The following is a 21,490-nucleotide window of genomic DNA, read 5'->3' on the forward strand; positions in this document are numbered from 1 at the left end:
TTAATGATTATGTTCATTGGTTCAATAACATTCGAATTCACGGAACACTAGGCTATTTAACGCCTGTGGAATTCAAGAATAGGTCCTTATAAAGGTTGTCCAGTTTTGTGTTGACATTCCACCCTAACAACAAGTAAAGGTTATTATAGTTCCCATATGCATAGTAATGGGAAAATTGAAATTGACCTTAATTTTAAAGCGGATAAAATTGAAGAAAATGTTATTCATAAAAAGGCATATGATATAATTAAAGAGTCGAGTTTGTTAAGTTTAGATAATATGAGACAAATAGTTGTTGAGGATAACTACATAAAAGAATGTATTAAAGTAGTGGATAAAGTCTTAAGAGAAATTTACTATAAGATTTATGAGTAAGGTTGTGGTAGTAATTATACAATTGTATAGTCTGATTACAAGCTGTATTTGAGTTAATTATTATAAATCATTGTATGTCGACAGTTGCAAATTGACTAACGTTAGGATACAGTTGAATCAACGATATATACAATCATAAAGACATGGGATTTACAATCTACTTTTATGATTCTTAATCCCTTAATAATTCAATTAACGTTTATAAGGTTGGACTTAACAGGATACAGTTTATGGCTTCAGCATCAACAACTCTAATGTTGTTGTACTATGTAGATTAGTTCTAATAATTAAAAGGCAAAATGCCTTCTTTTTATTTGCAATTATTAACATACACTCTATAATTGAATTAAGTATCAAAATTAATTAAGCAATGAATACTTAAGATATAAACCTATAAATAACGTAGAATTTAGTTATTTCATTGTTTTTAAAACCTTGATATATCAACAGTTATACTGTCCACCATTTAAAATCAAAACCAACTAACTCAGAATTCATTGCCATGATTGCCGATAAAATTCGTATTGAATTAGTGGCTAGCTAAACATTCGTGGCTTATTGTTACTTTTATGAAGAGAAGAGAAGAGAAAACACTTCTAATTTCAAGGAAATCCCTTGGGTTAGGAGTGTTTTTTTATTATGCCATCTTAGGCTTCCAACTTAGCTTATTGGAAGGAACTAGAATAGGATATGTACAAACAATAGTAAAACTTCCCTTTGACAGGAGAATCTGTATATAGATGATATAGATTTACTTTCTATTATGTTGTCAATCACGAAACTAATAGAAATATTGACTAACAACTATACAGTAAATGTTGTTCCGAGCACATATAGCAATATAAAGAGTACGAATGATTCGTATAAGGAGGAAGCGAAATGAGTGGTGATAAATCAAAAAATTTAAAGTTACATCTTTTCAATCAAAACAGCGGAGTGACTATGAATGAGCTTAACGAAAACTTTGAAGTTTTAGATCAACGGGAGGCAGTGATTAATTTAGGCTTAGGAGTTATTCCCGAGAATTTTCCTAAGCTGCCGGGAGAAGTAGGTGATGAAGGGTTTTTACAACGAGCGATTGACTATGCGGAAGCAAATGAACAAAACGTAACTTTATCTCCTCGAAAATATATTCTACACGATACACTCTATTATAATTGGGCTCGTATTAATGGGAATGGTGCTACGTTAAGCTTAACGACAGCTGATAAACCGATTCTCATGCATCGTGTGTTACGAGATAAAACGTCTGGAATTACTGCTAGAGGACTTTTAGAAAATCTTATTTTTGAAGGTAATGTAGAAAATCCGAACAATCACGGATTATATTGCATCTCATATTGGTCAATCTATCAAAATTTAGAATTTATAAACATCGGTGGACGTGCGATCTATATGTCCCATAAACATGAAGATGGGACGATATTAGCTACTGGTACGCTAATCGAAAACAAATTTCTAAATATCATCGTTCGAAGCTCCGGCGATACGGCGATTTTCTTAGGAGAAGCCGATAATAACAAAATTACCGATGGGGTATTAAATAACATTATTGTAGCTACAGATGCTTGGGCAGCAATCGACATTGGAAGTGCTGCTGGTTGGCATATTAATGGGGTTCATACTTATGGTATTCAAACATGGTCCCTTAATATAGAAAATGGCTTTAATACAACGATTGATAATATTTACATTGAACAATTTAGAGAGGTCGGTATTAACTTAGGTCGTCTACAACGTAATGTCATACTAAGTAATGTTAACATTGATGGCACCTATTCGAATGATGGCTCATCGTTCATTCGTATCGATAAAAGTTCATGGGTTGATGTAGGGGATACTTCTTTAAGTATTACAAATTTAAATATGTTTCATGAAGGACAAAACAAAAACGCTTATGCTTTTGGAATGATCAATCCGGTCAACATTTCCGCTACAAATGTTCAGACGAGTGGTTTAAATAAAGGAAACATTATTTTACCTGAACTAGACGATGACAATATTCAAATCTCCTCGAGCTTTTCGATGAAGGGAGACTTATCAGAAGAAGGCGATTTGTTATTGTACAATGACCGACAATTGAAAATTTGCGATTATCAAAATTTTGGCCATCAAGAAAAACATTCATTGACCTTTAAACTTCCTCCTACTTGGGATTATGGGAAAATTATCGCTCGTATTGTGATTGACTCCAGTTGGTACGATAACGGCTATAAAGTAGCCAGTTGGGAAGGAACGGTCTATATTAGTCGAAAAAGTGCTCGAGATACTATTGCGGTTTACGTGCGGAATATTTATGCTCCAGAAGGATTTAAAGTTAATCCCGTTGTTACCGTAACGAAAATAGATCAGTCGAATGCGACAATGAACGTTGCTTTTACTCAAAGAGATAAAGCCGGTACAGGTGTTGTGGCCGTTGATTATATCGTTTGTAAAGTGTAATCGTTTGGCATATGGAAGGACTATAGGGACGCATGTAATTGCGTCTCTTTTTGACCTGAAAAGAAAGAGCCTACTTCAATATAAAACAAATCAAATCCATTTAACTTAAACGAATATTCCATTTTAATTATAAAGGAGGCTGAACATGAAAGAATTTTCCTTTAATTCTATTGTTTCTCTGTTTGGGACGTTTGTTACCTACTGGTTAGGCGGTTGGGATCAGGCATTAAAATTTCTAGTAGCCTTTATGGTCATTGATTATGTCACAGGGGTATTAGTAGGGATTAAAAAGAAAAAATTAAATAGTGAGATTATGTTTTGGGGAGGCATACGTAAAGCGGTTATTCTCATTGTAATTGCTATCGCCGTTATGTTAGATACGCTAGTAGGCAATGAACAACCATTAATAAGAACCTTAGCCATTATGTACTATGTCGGTCGTGAAGGATTATCAACGATCGAAAACATCGGTGCATTAGGCGTTAAAATTCCAAGCTTTGTATCAGAACCTGTTTCCAAGTTGTCTAAGATTGACGAAGACGAAAAGGAAATCGAAAAGAAGGAGAAAAGTAAAAAAAATTAGTGCTTTCTAAATAGATGGATGTAATGTGAAAATTATCCTATAACCCTCTAAACAAAACGGAATTTTTTGTTTATACTGGAAAAAGGGGTGATTTTCAGGTGATAATTTATACGAATGATTTTTTAGAATTAACGGAACAAAACGGAAATGTCCTTTTACAAACAATTAAAAGGGGATTTCCGTTAAAAGAAATCGATATGATTTTACGGCAATATCCTCGTATTCGTTTAACCAATTTTGCTGTATTGAAAAGTACTTTAGCTACAGAGACAGAGCAGCCTGTAGAAATTGGGAAATGGTTACCGAATATTGAGATTGAAATATCAAAAGATCACATGTCCGCATCAATCTATGTCAATGAAACAGTCGAGGAATTAAAAAATAATAAAGAAAAAATTGCATCAGATATTCGTTCTTTGTTAAATGAACATAATATATGCCACGGCATTATTGAATTAGAAATCGATCAATTAAAACCAGGTAAATTATATGTTATAGCAGAGGGTACACCGCCTACAAAAGGGGAAGATGCCATCGTTACGTATATCGAAATCCCTGAAAGAAAGCCAATCATACGAGAAGATGGTAAAGCAGATTATTTTGAAATGAATTTTGTTTTAGAAATCCAACAGGGGGATTGGGTAGGGGAGAAAATTCCAGCCCGGCCAGGAATCGATGGTGTAACGATATTTGGTGAAACGATTCCAGCACCTTCTGGTCATGATGTTCCTTTAAAATATGATCCAAAATCAGTTTATGAACTAGAAAAAGACGGGAAAATTACTTTATATGCGAATAAAACGGGTGTAATTGAAATCCAACAAGGTGTTATAGCTGTTAATGATCATCTGCCGATAGATGGTGATGTCGGGATCGAAACGGGAAATATTACCTTTGATGGTTCAGTTACAATTAAAGGAACTGTCGGATCAGGTTATTCGATAATAGCAACCGGTGATATTTCGATTGAAGGACGAGAAGGGATTACCGGTGCAAAATTAATTAAATCCGAAAATGGGGACGTCTATATAAAGGGCGGTATTTTTGGACTTGATGAAACGGTAATCGAAGCAGGAGGTAATATTTTTGTCAAGCATGTAAATAATGCGAAATTACTTGCGAAAAAGGAAATTGTAATCGGTTACTATTCGATTGGTTCGAATTTAGCCGCCAATTCGATTTTATTAGATGAAAATAAAGGCAAGATTATTGGAGGGGAAGCTGTTGCTAAAAATAAGATTGTGACAGCGATATCTGGAAATAGATTGGAACGACGTACAGAATTAATTATAAAAAATTTAAATAGACAAACGCTTTTGGAAATTATTCAAGAAAAAGCCTCTCTGTTAAAAAAGACACAAGAAGAAATTATTGATTTTACAGCTAAAATTGACAGAATTATTGCAAATAAAGATAAATTGAATGTTCAGCAACTCCAAAGTTTAGAAGATTTAAAGGGCGAATTAGAAAAGAAAAAGCAGTTGTCAATTGAAATTGATCAAGAAATCAAGCGATTAATGAATGAGGCAAAGGATGCGGGGAAAGAAGAAATCGTTGTAACAAAATCTGCCTATCCGGGAACCGTTATACAAATCGGTAAAAAATCTTCCTTACTAAATCATATAACACAAGGGAAATTCCGTATAGAGTCTGGAGAGCTGAATGTTTAATGACAAATTCTATTCCGATTTTTGCTCATCGCGGGGCATCTGGCTATGCATTGGAAAATACGTTTAAAGCCTTCGAAAAGGCGAGAAAACTTGGGGCAGACGGGGTTGAAATTGATATCCAATTAACAAAAGATGATGAACTAATCGTCTATCATGATTTGGATTTATTTCGTCTAACCGGGAAACGGAAAAAAATTAATGACTGTTCCTATAAAGAACTTTTGAATTACCCAATAGGTAAACATTTTTTTCGAAAATATTCAAAGGAACGAATTCCAACCTTTCAACAAGTAGTAGAATGGGCGGATTTATACAAACTCCCTTTAAATGTAGAGTTAAAGGAATCCTTTTTACAAAATAGCGAACCGCTTATTAAAGCTTTACAACGAGTTGTTTTGCCCAAGGGAAGTCACTTCTCTTCCTTTCACGATGAATTATTGCGCATTGTTAAAATGCAAAGACCTGATTTTCAAACAGCGTTAATCGTGACAAAAAAATTTGATTGGAATACATTGGAGTCGTTATCACATATCGATGTGATTCATGCTAATAAAAAATATTATAAGCCGAGTACTTTTGTAGCGATTGAAAGGGCGAAAAAGGGAATCCGTTTTTATTCAGTGAATGGTAAAGAGCCGTTTCTTAGAAATCCACATCCCTCTATCATTGGTTGGATTACGGATTATCCAGATCGGGTAGCAAAAGCCGAAAAAAATAAAAGAAAACAGACGTTCAATTGAAGGGGACAATGTCCTTAATTTGAACGTCTGCTTTTTATTTTGGTCCTTTTTGATATTTCGGTGCAATTCTTCCATTTTTACGGTCTTTATTTAATAAATAGCCTGCAAAGAAACCAAGACCGAGGATTAAGAATACGATTCCGACAACGAACTGTAACCAAAACCATGGAAATGGTGAAATTAACTTACCAAACAATGTATCCCTCAAAAATTTGATCCCTGCTCCAGCCATTAAGGCAGGTATTAATAATACGATAAACGCTAGTAATCTTGCCATTCGTTTTACACCTCACACTTACTTTTATTTTACAATGGTCCCATTGAAAGTCAAGAAAGCATAGAAAATATATGAAGTAGAATAATAATTCAAATAATTAGAAAATTCTTAATTAATCCGTTTTTAACATTTATTGTTGCGAATTCCCATAATAAAAAGTATGTTTAAATTAGGTTGAAGAATCATTATGAATATAATGATTTTTTTAGCTGAATCATTATCTATTCAAGAAAGAAAACGCTTACTTTTTGGAGGGGTTATTGTGGAGATTTTTAAATATCTAGAAAAATACGATTATGAACAAGTAGTTTTTTGCCAAGACAAAACATCAGGTTTAAAAGCAATTATTGCTATCCATGATACAACTCTTGGACCTGCATTAGGCGGTGCAAGAATGTGGTCATACGCAACGGAAGAACAAGCAATTGAAGATGCACTTCGCCTTGCCCGTGGCATGACTTATAAAAATGCTGCTGCAGGACTTAATCTTGGTGGGGGAAAAACAGTTATTATCGGTGATCCTTTTAAAGATAAAAATGAAGAGATGTTCCGTGCTTTAGGACGTTTTATTCAAGGACTTAACGGTCGTTATATTACTGCTGAAGATGTTGGTACTAGTGTGACAGATATGGACTTGATTCACGAAGAAACAGATTATGTTACTGGTATATCCCCATCCTTTGGTTCTTCAGGAAATCCTTCTCCTGTAACAGCTTATGGTGTTTATTTAGGAATGAAGGCAGCTGCAAAAGAAGCTTTCGGCTCTGATAGCCTTCAAGATCGAACAATTGCTGTTCAAGGTCTTGGTAACGTGGCGTATACGTTATGTGAGTATTTATATAACGAAGGGGCAAAGTTAGTCGTTACGGATATTAATAAAAACGCAGTTGATCGCGTTGTAAATGATTTCAATGCAGTAGCGGTAGATCCAGGAGATATTTATAGTCAAGATGTAGATATTTTTGCTCCATGTGCCCTAGGTGCTATTATTAATGATGAAACAATTCCACAATTAAAAGCAAAAGTTATTGCTGGATCAGCTAACAATCAATTAAAAGATTCTTCCCATGGTGATATGATTCATGAAATGGGGATTGTTTATGCGCCTGATTATGTAATCAATGCAGGTGGCGTGATCAATGTAGCTGACGAATTATATGGATATAATAGAGAGCGTGCAATGAAGCGTGTGGAAGCAATTTATGATAGTATTACTAAGATATTTGAAATATCAAAACGTGATAATATTCCAACTTATTTAGCTGCAAATCGTTTAGCAGAAGAACGAATTGAACGCATTTCAAAATCTCGTTCTCAATTTCTTAAAAACGGGAAAAATATATTAAACGGTAGATAAAGCTTCTTAAGTGGAAAAGGGAGTAAAGACTTTCTTTGCTTCCCCAATTGTTAGGAGGAAAACTACATGGCTCGTGAATATGATTTAGTAATTCTAGGTGGAGGTACCGGTGGTTATGTTGCTGCTATTAGAGCATCACAACTAGGTTTAAAGACGGCTATCGTCGAAAAAGAAAAACTTGGTGGTACTTGTTTGCATAAGGGGTGTATTCCAAGTAAAGCTTTTCTTCGAAGCGCGGAAGTATATAGACAGTCTGTTAATGCAGAACAATACGGTATTGAAATTCAAGAAGTGAAAATTAATTTTGATGGCGTACAAAAACGAAAACAATCGATTATCGATCAACTTCATAATGGTGTGAAGAGTTTAATGAAAAAAGGGAAAATTGATGTTTATTATGGAACGGGAAGAATTTTAGGTCCTTCAATTTTTTCTCCGATGCCAGGCACTATTTCGGTCGAAATGGCTAATTCAGAAAATGAAATGTTGCTTCCCAAAAACATCATTATTGCAACTGGTTCAAAACCACGTAATTTAGATGGGATAAATGTTGACGGTCAAGTGATTTTATCATCAGACCATGCGTTAGAATTACAATCTCTCCCAAAATCAATGATGATTGTTGGGGCTGGGGTGATTGGAATCGAATGGGCTTCCATGTTAGCAGACTTTGGAGTCGACGTAACTGTTTTGGAATATGGGGATCGAATTCTTCCAACTGAAGATGTCGATATCTCCAAGGAAATGGAGAAACAGTTAGCCAAAAGGGGAATTAAGTTTTATAAAAATACAGAAATTATTGCAGACTCCATTGAACAAACAAATGGGGTTACATTATCGGCTAATGTGAACGGTAACGCCCAATCCTTTTCAGCCGAGAAAATGTTGCTCGCAGTAGGGCGTGTTGGAAATGTGAACGGCATTGGCTTAGAAAATACGGAAATTGAGTATGACTCGAATTTTATTAAAGTCAACGATGTGTATCAAACGAAAGAGAAACATATTTACGCCATTGGGGATGTAATTGGTGGAATGCAATTAGCTCATGTCGCTTCCCACGAAGGGATAGCCGCAGTGGAGCATATTGTAAATGGCACATCTCATCCACTAAATTATACGAACATCGCTCGTTGTATATATAGTTATCCTGAAGCAGCAAGTGTTGGTTTAACAGAGCAACAAGCAATAGAAAAAGGGTATGATGTGAAAGTTGGACAATTTCCATTTAAAGCAATTGGTAAAGCTTTAGTTTATGGACAATCAGAAGGTTTTGTTAAAATGATAGCGGATAAGGCGACAAATGACCTATTAGGCGTTCATATGATTGGTCCACATGTTACAGACCTTATTTCTGAAGCTGCACTCGGTATGTTATTAGATGCAACGCCATGGGAAATAGGAGAAACAATTCACCCGCACCCATCATTAAGTGAAGCTATGGGGGAAGTAGCATTAGCTGTAGATGGCAAAGCCATACATTTTTAAAGTTTAGTTTAATAGATTTGAAAAATTGTTTAAAGTATACTAAAGTAGGTTTTTGCGGGAAAAAAATCCAAATTATATTAGTAGGTTTCGCTTTTTAGAGCATTTCCACTTTATATTTTGAAAGGGGATGTTTGGATGGTCGAAGAAAAAATCAATCATAAACAATTAGGACTTTCCGATGAAGATGTATTAAAAATGTATGAAACGATGTTAATGGCAAGAAGGCTGGATGAAAGAATGTGGTTATTAAATCGTTCTGGTAAAATTCCATTCGTAATTTCTTGCCAAGGTCAAGAAGCTGCACAAGTCGGTGCCGCTTTTGCCCTTGATCATACAAAGGATTATATCGCTCCATATTATCGTGATATGGGTATAGTCCTTCACTTTGGAATGACGCCAAAGGAATTAATGTTATCTGCTTTTGCAAAAGCGGAGGACCCAAATTCAGGTGGACGTCAAATGCCTGGACATTTCGGACAAAAGAAAAATCGTATTTTAACTGGGTCTTCACCTGTAGCGACTCAAGTTCCTCATGCAGTTGGTGTAGCACTTGCTGGTAAAATTAGACAAGAGGATTTTATTTCCTTCGTTACCCTCGGAGAAGGTTCTACAAACCAAGGAGATTTCCACGAAGGTGCTAACTTTGCAGGAGTTCATAAATTACCAGTTATTATTATGGTTGAAAATAATAAATATGCCATTTCTGTACCAGTTGAACGACAATTAGGTTGTGCTCAAGTATCTGATCGCGCGATTGGCTATGGTATGCCAGGATATACAGTAGATGGTCAAAATCCTTTAGAAGTTTACCGTGTTGTAAAAGAGGCGGCAGACAGAGCGAGAAGAGGGGAAGGACCAACGCTTATTGAGACGGTGACTTATCGTTTAACTGCTCACTCTTCGGATGATGATGACCGACAATATCGTACGGCTGAAGATTTAGCAGAAGGTCGAGCAAATGACCCGATTTTACTTTTTGAAAATTATTTAAAAGAAGCAGCTGTCATTACGGAAGAAGGACTACAAGAAATGAATAAAAAGGTTATGGCTATCGTAAATGAAGCAACCGATTATGCTGAAAATGCACCGTATGCAACTCCAGAGCATGCATTGAAATTTGTGTATGAGGAAGGGGATGGCGAATAATGGCTGTTATGTCATATATTGAGGCTATTCATTTGGCCATGAAAGAAGAACTAGAACGGGATGAAAATGTCTTCATTTTAGGTGAAGATGTAGGGCGTAAAGGAGGCGTTTTTAAAGCAACTGCTGACCTTTACAATCAATTTGGTGAATATCGAGTACTTGATACACCGCTTGCTGAAAGTGCAATAGCGGGAGTGGCGATTGGAGCGGCAATGGTTGGTATGAGACCTATTGCGGAAATGCAATTCGCTGATTTTATCATGCCTGCGGTCAATCAAATTGTCTCTGAAGCAGCCAAAATTCGTTATCGTTCGAATAACGATTGGGACTGTCCATTAGTTATTCGTGCTCCTTTTGGAGGAGGTATTCACGGTGCCCTTTATCATTCCCAATCTGTTGAAGCTCTATTTGCTAACACACCAGGATTGAAAATTGTCATTCCATCTACACCATATGATGCAAAAGGATTGTTAAAAGCAGCAGTTCGAGACAATGATCCAGTTTTATTTTTTGAGCATAAGCGAGCTTACCGACTATTAAAAGGGGAAGTACCTACGGATGACTACGTACTTCCAATTGGTAAAGCGGATGTAAAACGTCAAGGGGATGACATTACGGTTATTACGTACGGCTTAGCTGTAAACTTTGCCCTTCAAGCAGCAGAAAGACTTGCGGATGATGGTATCGAAGCCCATGTATTAGATTTAAGAACGATTTACCCTCTAGATAAAGAAGCTATTATTGAAGCTGCAAGTAAAACCGGGAAAGTGTTATTAATCACTGAAGATAATAAAGAAGGTAGCGTCATGAGTGAAGTGGCAGCAATTATCGCGGAAAATTGTTTATTCGATTTAGACGCTCCAATACAAAGACTAGCTGGCCCAGACGTACCTGCAATGCCATATGCACCACCGATGGAAAAATACTTTATGATTAATCCGGATAAAATAGAAAAAGCAATGCGTGAATTAGCTGCTTTCTAAAGGGAGGATGTTCGTTATGTCGATTCAACAGATTTTAATGCCGCAACTTGGAGAAAGTGTTACGGAAGGGACTATTGAAAAATGGCTCGTCCAACCAGGGGATCAAGTAAACAAATATGATCCTTTAGCAGAAGTTGTGACAGATAAAGTAAACGCTGAAATACCTTCATCCTTTACAGGAACGATTAAAGAGCTAATAGCAAAAGAAGGGGAAACATTACCAGTAGGTGCCCTTGTCTGTACGATTGAAATAGAGGCTGTGGAAAATGGATCAACACCTGTTGAACAGTCAAAGGGTGCGGAGAACAACAGTGAAAAACCAAAAACTGAAGAATCAAAAATTGTTACAGAAACGAATTCAAAAGATTCTTCTCAAAAAGGTCGTTATTCTCCAGCTGTTTTGAGACTTGCCAATGAACATGATATCGATTTACAGCATGTAGAAGGTACAGGACTTGGCGGACGTATTACAAGAAAAGATATTTTAAAAATTATTGAAACGGGTAATATCCCGCAGAAAACAGACACTGTAGCACAAGAACCAGTACTACAAAGGGAAAACGAACAAGCTCCGAAAAAGGAAAATACGATTGCTAGCGCAGTTGGTGACATTGAAATTCCGGTTACACCTGTTCGTCGTGCAATTGCTAATAATATGGTAAGAAGCAAACAAGAAGTGCCTCATGCATGGATGATGATGGAAGTTGATGTAACAAATCTTGTTAACTATCGAAATAAAATAAAAAATGATTTTAAAGCAAAAGAAGGATTTAACATTACGTACTTTGCCTTCTTTGTAAAGGCAGTTGCCAAAGCTTTAAAAGAGTTCCCGATGATGAATTCTGTTTGGGCTGGAGATAAAATTATTCAGAAGAAGGATATTAATATTTCCATAGCGGTTGCTACTGAAGATGCTTTATTCGTACCGGTAATTAAAAATGCCGATGATAAATCCATTAAAGGGATTGCGAAAGATATTCATGAATTATCAACTCTCGTACGGTCAGGGAAATTACGACAAGAGCATATGCAAGGTGGAACATTTACGGTCAATAATACCGGTTCATTTGGCTCAGTCCAATCGATGGGGATTATCAATTACCCTCAGGCAGCTATTTTACAAGTAGAATCAATCGTAAAAAGACCTGTTATTATGAACGATAATATGTTTGCTGCTCGGGACATGGTTAATTTATGCTTATCCCTTGATCACCGAGTATTAGATGGTCTAATTTGCGGTAAGTTTTTAAATCGTGTGAAATCAATTCTTGAAAATGTAAATGAAGAAACGATGTCTATTTATTAATATTTTATTAAAATAAAATTTTTAAAAAAATAACAATCTGCTCGCTTTTTAAAGGGAGGGATAAAGACTCATTAATAATATGGGTTTCTATCCGCCACTATTCCTTTTTAAGTGTTGCAGATTTTTTTATTTCAACAAATTCCATATAGTACCACGACTACATTTCATATCTATACTTTATTAGAAACTTATTCTAATGTAAAATAGTAATTAGATAAAGTTAAAGGGGGAAGCTGTTTAGCGAGAATATGTCAATTCAAATGAAAAACATTGATTTTCCGACTGTTCGTTATGAGGAATGGAAAGAACAAGCCGTGAAAGCATTAAAGGGGAAACCGTTTGAAACTTTATTCACCAAAACAATAGAGGGTGTCACTCTACAACCACTCTATACACAGGAAATGCTATTAGACCAGTTAAGTGACCAATTGGATAAACAAATTTCTACTATCCGTTCTTTAAAGTCAGCAACCGGTTTAAAAGTAGCGCAACAAATTTATGGAGAAACACCAGCAGAATTTTTTGTTCGTTTACAAGATAGTATCGATAAAGGAAATGAAGTACTAACGATTGATAGTCGAGTAGCATTTGAATGGAATGAAGAACATATAACGACTTTATCTAGTTTTTTAACTGAAAATTCATTCAAATTAATCGTTCAAAATGAAAAAGATCCAATTTTAAATGTTTTTAATCATATAAAAAATTTTGATATAGAAGGTTTTATTCTTTCAAATCAACCAATATTTTTGGAAAATTTTAAACAAGTGAGAACAATTTCGGCCAATACCGCTACATATCATCACGAAGGGGCCCATGCAATACAAGAATTAGCTCTTTCCCTTGCCCTTGCAGCAAAGTTCGCGGAGCAAGAAAAAGATTTTGATAAATTTTTAAACAAGTTTTTTGTCAATTTTGCTGTCGACACATCCTTTTTCGGTGAGATTGCAAAATTACGTGCTTTTAAAGTATTGTGGAAAGCGTTTACATCCGCTTATGGAATTACAGAAGCGAGGCCGATTCCAATTGTTGCCGAAACTTCATTACGAAGTTTTTCTACATTGGATGTGTATGTCAATTTATTACGTGCAGGTAATGAAGCATTTGCAGCGTTAATCGGAGGAGCAGACCTATTTACGGTTCATCCCCACGATTGTTTAACAAAACCTACCGAAAAATCCATTCGTATTGCACGAAATGTTTTATTAGTTTTAAAAGAAGAATCCTTTGTAGAAAAGGTTTTAGATCCTTCGGGTGGTTCCTACTTTATCGAATCACTAACAGCCGAGTATATTGAAAAGGCATGGGATTTGTTTTTAGAAATTGAAGAAGCTGGCGGTATTGATATCTATATAGAGTCAGGGAGATTACAAAATGAGTTAGATGCCGTATATGAAAGTCGTCGTAAGGCTGTTGAAACTAGAAAACAATCGTTAATCGGTACTAACATTTATGCCAATCCAAGTGATGAAGTGGCGATGGAAATAAATCCGCTATTTAAACAAGTAAAACGATTAGCAATACCATTTGAACAATTACGTGTAAACTATCAAAAGGTACAACCGAAAATTGGTATTTTAACTTTTGGCAACTTAAAGGACTTTAAACCTCGAGCTGACTATGTATCAGGCTTTTTTGCAACGGCAGGCATTACACCTGAACAATCTGGAGAAATTCAAAACGTTGAAACAGCACAAGCATGGTTACAAAATAATGAATTTGATTATGTGATTTTTGTTGCCAAAGATGATGAAACAAGAAATATTGTCCCAACACTTCTTCCTGCAAAACCAGAGCAGTTACTATTCGATGTAGCTGGGAAGTTTGATGAAGAGCAGAAGGACTGGTTAGCAAAAGGGGTAAATGGCTTTATATATGCAGGTCAAAATATTGTGGAAAACCTGACAGAGGTACTTGAAAGTTTGCAGGAGGTGCAACGATGAGTAAACCGAATTTTAAATCCGTCCATTTAAAAGAAGTATTTTTGGATGAAAAATTAAATCCTACCCATTCATTTATGACAAATGAAGAAATAAAAGTGAACGAATTTTATAATAGAGAAGATATTCAACAGGTGAGCCATTTAAATGACTTCTCTGGTATTGCGCCAAATACTCGAGGACCTTATCCGACCATGTACGTAGCCCGTCCGTGGACTGTTCGACAATACGCTGGATTTTCAACTGCAGAAGAATCGAATGCCTTTTACCGTAGAAATTTAGCGATGGGTCAAAAGGGGTTATCGGTAGCCTTTGACTTAGCAACCCACCGAGGCTATGATTCGGATCATCCTCGAGTAAAAGGGGATGTCGGGAAAGCAGGGGTAGCCATCGACTCGATTGAAGATATGAAAATATTATTTGATGGAATTCCATTAGATCAAATGTCTGTTTCGATGACGATGAATGGTGCCGTATTACCGATTATGGCCTTCTATATTGTTGCAGCGGAAGAACAAGGAGTTTCTACCGAACAATTAGCAGGTACGATTCAAAATGATATATTAAAAGAATATATGGTACGTAATACGTATATTTATCCACCAGAAATGTCCATGAAAATTATTGCCGATATTTTTGAATTTACGAGTAAATTTATGCCGAAATTCAACTCAATTTCCATTTCTGGTTATCATATTCAAGAAGCCGGCGCAACAAATGATATCGAATTAGCTTATACGTTAGCGGACGGTCTTGAATATGTGCGAACAGGTTTAAAAGCTGGAATCGATATTGATTCATTCGCACCAAGGCTTTCCTTCTTTTGGGCAATTGGAATGAATTATTATATGGAAGTAGCAAAAATGCGGGCTGCACGCCGTATTTGGGCTCAAATGATGAGTACATTTAGTCCGAAAAATCCAAAATCATTGGCATTGCGTACCCATTCCCAAACATCGGGATGGTCTTTAACAGAGCAGGATCCATTCAATAATGTAACAAGAACATTATTGGAAGCAAATGCAGCGGCAATGGGGCATACCCAATCCCTTCATACAAATGCCCTTGATGAAGCGATTGCATTACCAACGGATTTCTCAGCTCGTATTGCGCGGAATACGCAACTATTCTTGCAAGAAGAAACCGGTATGACAAAAGTGATTGATCCTTGGGGTGGATCTTACTATGTAGAAAAATTAACGGATGAGCTTACCCGAAAAGCTTGGGCGTTAATTGAAGAAATTGAACAACTAGGTGGAATGGCAAAAGCAATTGAAACAGGGTTACCAAAAATGAAAGTAGAAGAATCGGCAGCAAAACGTCAAGCTAAAATCGACTCTAAAACGGAAACGATTGTCGGCGTGAATAAATATTTATTAGATGTGGAAGAACCAATCGATATTTTAGATATTGATAATACAATTGTTCGACAAAAACAAATCGAGCGTTTAGAAAAATTAAAGTTGAATCGTAATGAAGAAGAGGTTCAAAAACATTTATCTCGACTTACTCGTGCTGCTGAAACAGGTGAAGAGAATTTATTAGCTGTAGCAGTTGATGCTGCTCGTGCTCGTGCTTCCCTCGGTGAAATTTCTGATGCCATTGAGAAGGTTTCCGGTAGACATAAAGCTGTCATTCGATCCATTTCAGGTGTTTATTCTTCCAATTTCTCAGATGATGAGTTAATCAAAGAAGTTAAACAAATGACGGAGGAGTTTTTAGAAAACGAAGGGCGTCGTCCACGTATTCTCGTGGCTAAAATGGGGCAAGATGGTCACGACCGAGGAGCGAAAGTTGTAGCAACAGGTTATGCGGATTTAGGCTTTGATGTGGATATTTCTCCACTATTTTTAACACCTGAAGAAGCTGCACAAATGGCAGTAGAAAATGACGTTCACTGTGTTGGTGTTTCCTCTCTTGCAGCTGGACATAAAACATTAGTTCCTGAACTGATAGCAGAACTTAAGAAACTTGGTCGGGAAGATATTATCGTAATCGTAGGCGGGGTTATTCCAGCCCAAGACTATCAATTTATATATGATGCTGGAGCTGTAGCGATATTTGGCCCAGGAACGGTTATCCCTGTATCTGCCATTAAAATTATTGAAGAAATATACAAACGATTAGGTTACGAGGAAGTGTCTTTGTAATGGAAGAACAAACAGACAAAGGTGCATTACATGTAATGGCCGGTGTAGAAGGAAACCATGATGGAAGATCGATTTCTCCAAAAAAATTTCGAAAAAAGAAGCAGCAAACGATAGATATTCCAAAGCTAGCAGAGGAAGTGCGTAGCGGTTTACGCACTTCCCTTTCAAAAGCGATTACGCTCATAGAAAGTTCTCATCGCGAACATAAGGAGCAAGCCCAAAAATTGTTACAGGAACTATTACCTTACACAGGGAACAGTATTCGAATTGGAATAACAGGTGTACCAGGTGCTGGAAAAAGTTCCTTCATCGAAGCCTTTGGAACAATGCTTTGTAATATGGGGAAAAAGGTTGCAGTTCTTGCCATTGATCCGAGTTCATCCCTTTCTGGTGGAAGTATACTAGGAGATAAAACTCGTATGGAAGAATTAAGTCGTCATAAAAGTGCTTTCGTACGACCATCACCGAGTGCAGGTACCCTTGGTGGTGTTCATAAAAAAACAAGGGAAACAATGTTGCTTTGTGAAGCAGCTGGTTACGATGTCATATTAATCGAAACAGTTGGAGTCGGACAAAGTGAGACATATGTTCGCGGAATGGTTGACTTCTTCCTTCTCTTAGTATTAACTGGTGCAGGTGATGAATTGCAAGGTATGAAAAAAGGGATTATGGAGTTAGCAGACGGGATTATTGTCCATAAAAGTGACGGAGATAATATGCCGAAAGCAAAAAAAACTGTTCGTGAGTATTTGCAAATTCTTCACTTTCTTCAACCTGCTACACCTGGATGGATTAGTAAAGCATTACCTGTATCCTCGATTAAGAAAATAGGATTAACCGATGTTTGGGACATGATTTGTCAATTCGAAAAAACAATTAAAGACTCTAACTATTGGGAAACAAGACGACTAGAACAGACAAGAGAATGGTTCCAATCAATGATTACGGACACTTTGATTGACTCATTTTTTAATAATTCCGATAAAAAGGGGCAAATGAAGTCAATTGAAAAGGAAATATTACAAGGGGAAATAACGGTTACTCAAGGTGTAACAAAATTATTTGCTAAAGATCATTGATCAGTATTTTAAAACATTCAAATAGACGTCTTTGTGATAATATATATAGTTGAAAGGAGCGATAAATCATGAATATGGATTACGATTTATTTATGGAGGAAATTAAAAGAACTGCGCGTGCTGAAATAGAGGGAGCAGGTTACGAACAACTGCGTACACCAGAAGAGGTAGAGGAAGCATTTGCTCGTCCTGGTACTACACTTGTGATGGTAAACTCTGTTTGTGGTTGTGCAGGAGGGATTGCCCGTCCAGCTGCAGCAAACGCGATTCATTACGATAAACGTCCAGATCATTTAGTAACTGTATTTGCTGGTCAAGATAAAGAAGCAACAGCTGCAGCCCGTCATTTCTTTGGTGAAAACCACATTCCTTCTTCACCAGCCTTTGTATTATTAAAAGATGGTAAAGTAGTTGCAGATATCGGCCGTCATGAAATCGAAGGTCATGATCCGATGTCGGTTATTACAAATTTACAAGCAAACTTTGAAGAATATTGTGACGAAGTTTAATGTAAAAAGATGAAAGAACTTGTCCTTAAATTTTTTAAGGACATGTTCTTTTCTTTCAAATTGTCACAATAATCCGATTTTACTTTTATAAACGCTTCAAAGCTTGAAGGAGGAAGTCGATATCAAAAAATTTAAAATCGGCTATCGCACAGTTAAAACTGCAGTAGGTGCTGCCTTTGCCATTGCCATTGCCCACTACTTTGACTTACAATACTTTTCATCGGCAGCCATCTTAACAATACTTTGTATACAAACGACTAAAAAGAAATCTGTACATGCCGTTTATACGAGATTGATTGCAAGTTTCATTGGAATGGCTTTTGCCTATCTCGCTTTAGAAACGTTCGGCTACAATCCACTCGTATTAGGTTGTATGATACTAATTTTTATCCCTACGATTGTCTCTTTAAATGTTGCAGCTGGCTTTGTTTCAAGTTCCGTTATTATTATGCATATTTATGGAGAAGCAAATTTTACATTGGACTTATTTTTAAATGAAATGGCCTTAATGGCGATCGGATTTGGAACAGCACTTGCCGTCAATATGTATATGGGGGATTTCCAAAAAGAACTGGATCGATATCTTTGTGAAATTGAAGATTTATATAGTTCGATTTTTAGTGAAATTGTAAAGTATTTGCGCAATGGGGATACTTCGTGGGATGGTAAAGAAATTATAGAAGCGGCCAATATTTTAAATAAAGCGAAATCCCTTGCTTTTAAAGATGTCGAAAATCATCTAACCCGTAAACAAAATGAATACTATTTATATTTTGATATGCGCGAAAAGCAATTGGAGATTATCGAACGAGTACTACCTAAAATTACAACATTGCCTGTTATGGTACAGCAAACAAACTTAGTTGCCGATTTTATGGAGGAACTAGCTGAAAATGTGCATCCGGGTAATACTGCGAAACGCTTTCGCAATAAATTAGAAATTGTGAAAGAGGAATTTGCCAAAATGCCATTACCTGAAAATCATGAAAAATTTCTAGCAATGGCCTCCCTTTATCAATTTATCGAAGAAATGGATCAATATTTAATGATTAAACAATCTTACAAAGGAATAAAGAAAAAAAGCAGGAAAAAAGCGATTACACAATCGTAATCGCGGTGGAAGCCGTTTAGAAGAACGATAAACCAAATGCTAGAGTTGAAATGACCATAATGGCTATCATACTATATACGACTATTTTCTGGAATTTTTTATTACTCATATTTTCGTTCTCTCCTTCTATTATTAAATTTAGTTTATCAAATTTGAAAAATATCTCAAGTACGTAGCGAATTGTTTTCCATTTCGGTACAATAGAAATGTACTATAACAGAAGGGGTGTTGTCATGAAGGGTGTAGATCATATTGGGATTGCAGTTAAAAACCTGGATGAACGTATTACATATTATACTGAAACTCTAGGCTTAACATTACTAAAAATAGAAGAGGTTCCATCTCAACATGTTCGCGTAGCGTTCATTGATGCAGGTAATGTGAAGTTTGAGCTTTTAGAACCTACTAGTGAAGAAAGTGCGATATATAAACATATCGAAAAACGTGGAGAAGGTATTCAACATGTTGCATTTGGGGTAATAGGAATTCGTGAAAGAATGAAAGAATTACGGGAAAAGGGTGTGCGTATTCTTTCAGATGAGCCGAATCCAGGTGCCAGGGGAGCAGAAGTTGCCTTTTTACACCCTAAGGACTCTTACGGTGTTTTATATGAACTTTGTGATAAAAGTAAAAAAGGGGATATATAGAGCTATGGACATGTTCGACAAAATTAATGAGATGTATGATCGTAAACGTGAAATTGAGCTTGGCGGTGGGGACAAGCGTATTGAAAAGCAACATGAAAAGGGTAAGCTTACAGCTCGTGAGCGGATTGATTTATTATTAGATAAAGGAACATTTGTAGAAATTAATCCATTCATTACACATAGAACAACTGATTTTGGTATGGATGAACAAAAGGGTCCTGGTGATGGGGTAGTAACTGGATTTGGTAAAATTAATGGGCGTAATGTTTATTTATTTGCCCAAGATTTTACGGTTTTTGGTGGTGCATTAGGTGAGATGCATGCTAAAAAAATAGCTGCTGTAATGGACTTAGCTGCTAAAAACGGTACTCCTTTTATTGGCATTAATGATTCTGGTGGTGCCCGAATTCAAGAAGGCGTATTATCTTTAGATGGATATGGGAGCATTTTTTACCGAAATGCGATCTATTCCGGAGTCATTCCACAAATTTCGGTTATTATGGGACCTTGTGCAGGTGGAGCAGTTTACTCCCCGGCTATTACGGACTTTATTTTAATGGTAGATAAAACGTCCCAAATGTTTATAACGGGACCAAAAGTAATCGAAACCGTTACCGGAGAGAAAATTTCATCGGAAGATTTAGGTGGTTCGAAAGTTCATAATACGATTAGTGGGAATGCCCATTTCCGTGCTCCATCTGAAGAGGAGTCTATCGAACAAATTCGCAATCTTCTAAGTTATCTGCCACAAAATAATAAAGAAAAAGCACCAAGATTCCCTCGTCCTGAAGGGGATGACTATCGTCCGGATATTATTGATTTTGTACCGATTGAACCGACGAAACCTTATGATGTTCGGAAAGTAGTTGAACAGGTAGTAGATGAAGGATCCTTTATGGAAGTTCAGGCTGAATTTGCCAAAAATATTGTTGTTGGTTTTGCGCGAATAGCAGGGGAGTCCGTTGGATTAGTTTGTAACCAACCGAAAGCGTTAGCGGGTGGATTAGATATTGATTCATCCGATAAAGCTTCACGATTTATTCGAACTTGTGATGCTTTTAATATTCCGATTATTACTTTTGAAGATGTTTCCGGATTTTTCCCTGGAGTGAAGCAGGAGCACGGTGGGATTATTCGTCATGGTGCAAAAATTTTATATGCATACTCGGAGGCGACAGTACCGAAAATAACGGTCATTTTACGTAAGGCTTACGGGGGAGCATATGTGGCACTCAACTCTAAATCAATTGGAGCAGATTTAGTTTTTGCGTGGCCGAATGCAGAAATCGCAGTAATGGGTGCTGCAGGGGCAGCGAACATTATTTTTGCCAATGAAATAGCTAATTCGGAAGATCCTGAAAGTACCCGTGAAGCGAAAATCGAAGAATATAAAGAAAAATTTGCAAATCCTTATGTTGCAGCATCTCGTGGTATGGTTGATGATGTCATTGATCCAAGAGAGACACGCATTAAATTAATTCAGTCTTTAGATATGCTATCAAATAAAGAGGAATCCCGACCAGCGAAAAAGCATGGAAATATTCCTCTATAATAAAAATAGTAGTTTAATAGGTTCTATGTCAAATGTTGGGGTGAAGTGATATTACACGGCACCCCGATTATCCTAAATGAATCCCAATTTTCTTAGATAAATTATTTAATAAAATTTTCGCTTTAAAGTGTTCATAGC

The 21,490-nt window shown here is 36.4% G+C and carries 19 protein-coding genes and 1 pseudogene; 18 read left to right on the forward strand and 2 right to left on the reverse strand.

All coding sequences use genetic code 11. The features are described from left to right. The 6 genes and pseudogenes from EC501_RS15690 to EC501_RS15720 all read left to right on the forward strand — a co-directional run. On the forward strand, positions 1-92 hold a 92-nt coding region (locus EC501_RS15690; RefSeq protein WP_148037831.1), incomplete at its 5' end, for an IS3 family transposase. A gap of 734 nt (positions 93-826) precedes the next feature. After that, positions 827-919 (forward strand): annotated as a pseudogene (locus EC501_RS15700) (sporulation transcription factor Spo0A); the annotation flags it as partial. Between the two features lie 335 nt (positions 920-1,254). Then, positions 1,255-2,817 (forward strand): hypothetical protein, encoded by a 1,563-nt coding sequence (locus EC501_RS15705; RefSeq protein ID WP_122973293.1) that lies wholly within the window; start codon positions 1,255-1,257, stop codon positions 2,815-2,817. A gap of 145 nt (positions 2,818-2,962) precedes the next feature. Beyond that, positions 2,963-3,400, forward strand: a complete 438-nt coding sequence (locus EC501_RS15710) for a phage holin family protein (RefSeq protein WP_122973294.1) — start codon at positions 2,963-2,965, stop codon at positions 3,398-3,400. Positions 3,401-3,498: 98 nt separating this feature from the next. Then, complete coding sequence (locus EC501_RS15715) at positions 3,499-5,070, forward strand: DUF342 domain-containing protein (RefSeq protein ID WP_122973295.1); 1,572 nt, start codon at positions 3,499-3,501, stop codon at positions 5,068-5,070. Further along, positions 5,070-5,810 carry a glycerophosphodiester phosphodiesterase gene (locus tag EC501_RS15720; protein ID WP_122973296.1) on the forward strand — a complete coding sequence of 247 codons (741 nt, stop codon included), beginning with the start codon at positions 5,070-5,072 and terminating at the stop codon, positions 5,808-5,810. Before EC501_RS15715 ends, EC501_RS15720 begins: the two co-directional genes overlap by 1 nt. Before the next feature lie 34 nt (positions 5,811-5,844). Here the strand turns inward: EC501_RS15720 and EC501_RS15725 are convergent, their stop codons facing one another. Beyond that, a complete protein-coding gene (locus EC501_RS15725; RefSeq protein WP_122973297.1) occupies positions 5,845-6,087 on the reverse strand; it encodes a DUF2627 domain-containing protein in 243 nt (80 codons plus the stop codon). A 262-nt stretch (positions 6,088-6,349) separates the two neighbouring features. On the opposite strand from EC501_RS15725, the gene EC501_RS15730 reads away from it, so the two are divergent. From EC501_RS15730 to EC501_RS15775, 10 genes are all read left to right on the forward strand, one after another. Continuing rightward, positions 6,350-7,444 carry a Leu/Phe/Val dehydrogenase gene (locus tag EC501_RS15730; RefSeq protein WP_122973308.1) on the forward strand — a complete coding sequence of 365 codons (1,095 nt, stop codon included), beginning with the start codon at positions 6,350-6,352 and terminating at the stop codon, positions 7,442-7,444. Positions 7,445-7,510: 66 nt separating this feature from the next. After that, on the forward strand, positions 7,511-8,929 hold the full coding sequence (lpdA, locus tag EC501_RS15735) for a dihydrolipoyl dehydrogenase (RefSeq protein WP_122973298.1): 1,419 nt from the start codon (positions 7,511-7,513) through the stop codon (positions 8,927-8,929). Positions 8,930-9,064: 135 nt separating this feature from the next. Continuing rightward, positions 9,065-10,075: a thiamine pyrophosphate-dependent dehydrogenase E1 component subunit alpha gene (locus tag EC501_RS15740; RefSeq protein WP_122973299.1), complete on the forward strand. Its 1,011-nt coding sequence runs from the start codon at positions 9,065-9,067 to the stop codon at positions 10,073-10,075. Continuing rightward, positions 10,075-11,058 carry an alpha-ketoacid dehydrogenase subunit beta gene (locus tag EC501_RS15745; RefSeq protein ID WP_122973300.1) on the forward strand — a complete coding sequence of 328 codons (984 nt, stop codon included), beginning with the start codon at positions 10,075-10,077 and terminating at the stop codon, positions 11,056-11,058. The genes EC501_RS15740 and EC501_RS15745 overlap by 1 nt, the downstream gene beginning before the upstream one ends. Before the next feature lie 16 nt (positions 11,059-11,074). Next, a complete protein-coding gene (locus tag EC501_RS15750) occupies positions 11,075-12,364 on the forward strand; it encodes a dihydrolipoamide acetyltransferase family protein (protein ID WP_122973301.1) in 1,290 nt (429 codons plus the stop codon). A 260-nt stretch (positions 12,365-12,624) separates the two neighbouring features. Beyond that, entirely contained in the window at positions 12,625-14,307 is a 1,683-nt protein-coding gene (locus EC501_RS15755; RefSeq protein WP_241559373.1) for a methylmalonyl-CoA mutase family protein, read from the forward strand. Further along, the gene (scpA, locus tag EC501_RS15760) at positions 14,304-16,454 is read left to right on the forward strand and encodes a methylmalonyl-CoA mutase (protein WP_122973303.1); all 2,151 of its coding nucleotides are present in this window, start codon (positions 14,304-14,306) and stop codon (positions 16,452-16,454) included. The genes EC501_RS15755 and scpA overlap by 4 nt, the downstream gene beginning before the upstream one ends. After that, complete coding sequence (meaB, locus tag EC501_RS15765) at positions 16,454-17,533, forward strand: methylmalonyl Co-A mutase-associated GTPase MeaB (protein WP_122973304.1); 1,080 nt, start codon at positions 16,454-16,456, stop codon at positions 17,531-17,533. The genes scpA and meaB overlap by 1 nt, the downstream gene beginning before the upstream one ends. Before the next feature lie 68 nt (positions 17,534-17,601). After that, positions 17,602-18,042 (forward strand): BrxA/BrxB family bacilliredoxin, encoded by a 441-nt coding sequence (locus EC501_RS15770; protein WP_122973305.1) that lies wholly within the window; start codon positions 17,602-17,604, stop codon positions 18,040-18,042. A 103-nt stretch (positions 18,043-18,145) separates the two neighbouring features. After that, positions 18,146-19,153, forward strand: coding sequence for an aromatic acid exporter family protein (locus EC501_RS15775; RefSeq protein WP_241559374.1), 1,008 nt, complete (start codon positions 18,146-18,148; stop codon positions 19,151-19,153). A 16-nt stretch (positions 19,154-19,169) separates the two neighbouring features. Here EC501_RS15775 and prli42 read toward each other — a convergent pair whose 3' ends face one another. Beyond that, complete coding sequence (gene prli42 / locus EC501_RS18435) at positions 19,170-19,262, reverse strand: stressosome-associated protein Prli42 (protein WP_156967325.1); 93 nt, start codon at positions 19,260-19,262, stop codon at positions 19,170-19,172. Between the two features lie 124 nt (positions 19,263-19,386). On the opposite strand from prli42, the gene mce reads away from it, so the two are divergent. Beyond that, the gene (gene mce, locus EC501_RS15780) at positions 19,387-19,800 is read left to right on the forward strand and encodes a methylmalonyl-CoA epimerase (protein WP_122973306.1); all 414 of its coding nucleotides are present in this window, start codon (positions 19,387-19,389) and stop codon (positions 19,798-19,800) included. A 4-nt stretch (positions 19,801-19,804) separates the two neighbouring features. Next, entirely contained in the window at positions 19,805-21,352 is a 1,548-nt protein-coding gene (locus tag EC501_RS15785; RefSeq protein ID WP_122973307.1) for an acyl-CoA carboxylase subunit beta, read from the forward strand. Positions 21,353-21,490 lie beyond the last annotated feature (138 nt).

It is taken from the genome of Lysinibacillus halotolerans, from assembly GCF_003711845.1.
GTDB lineage: Bacteria > Bacillota > Bacilli > Bacillales_A > Planococcaceae > Ureibacillus > Ureibacillus halotolerans.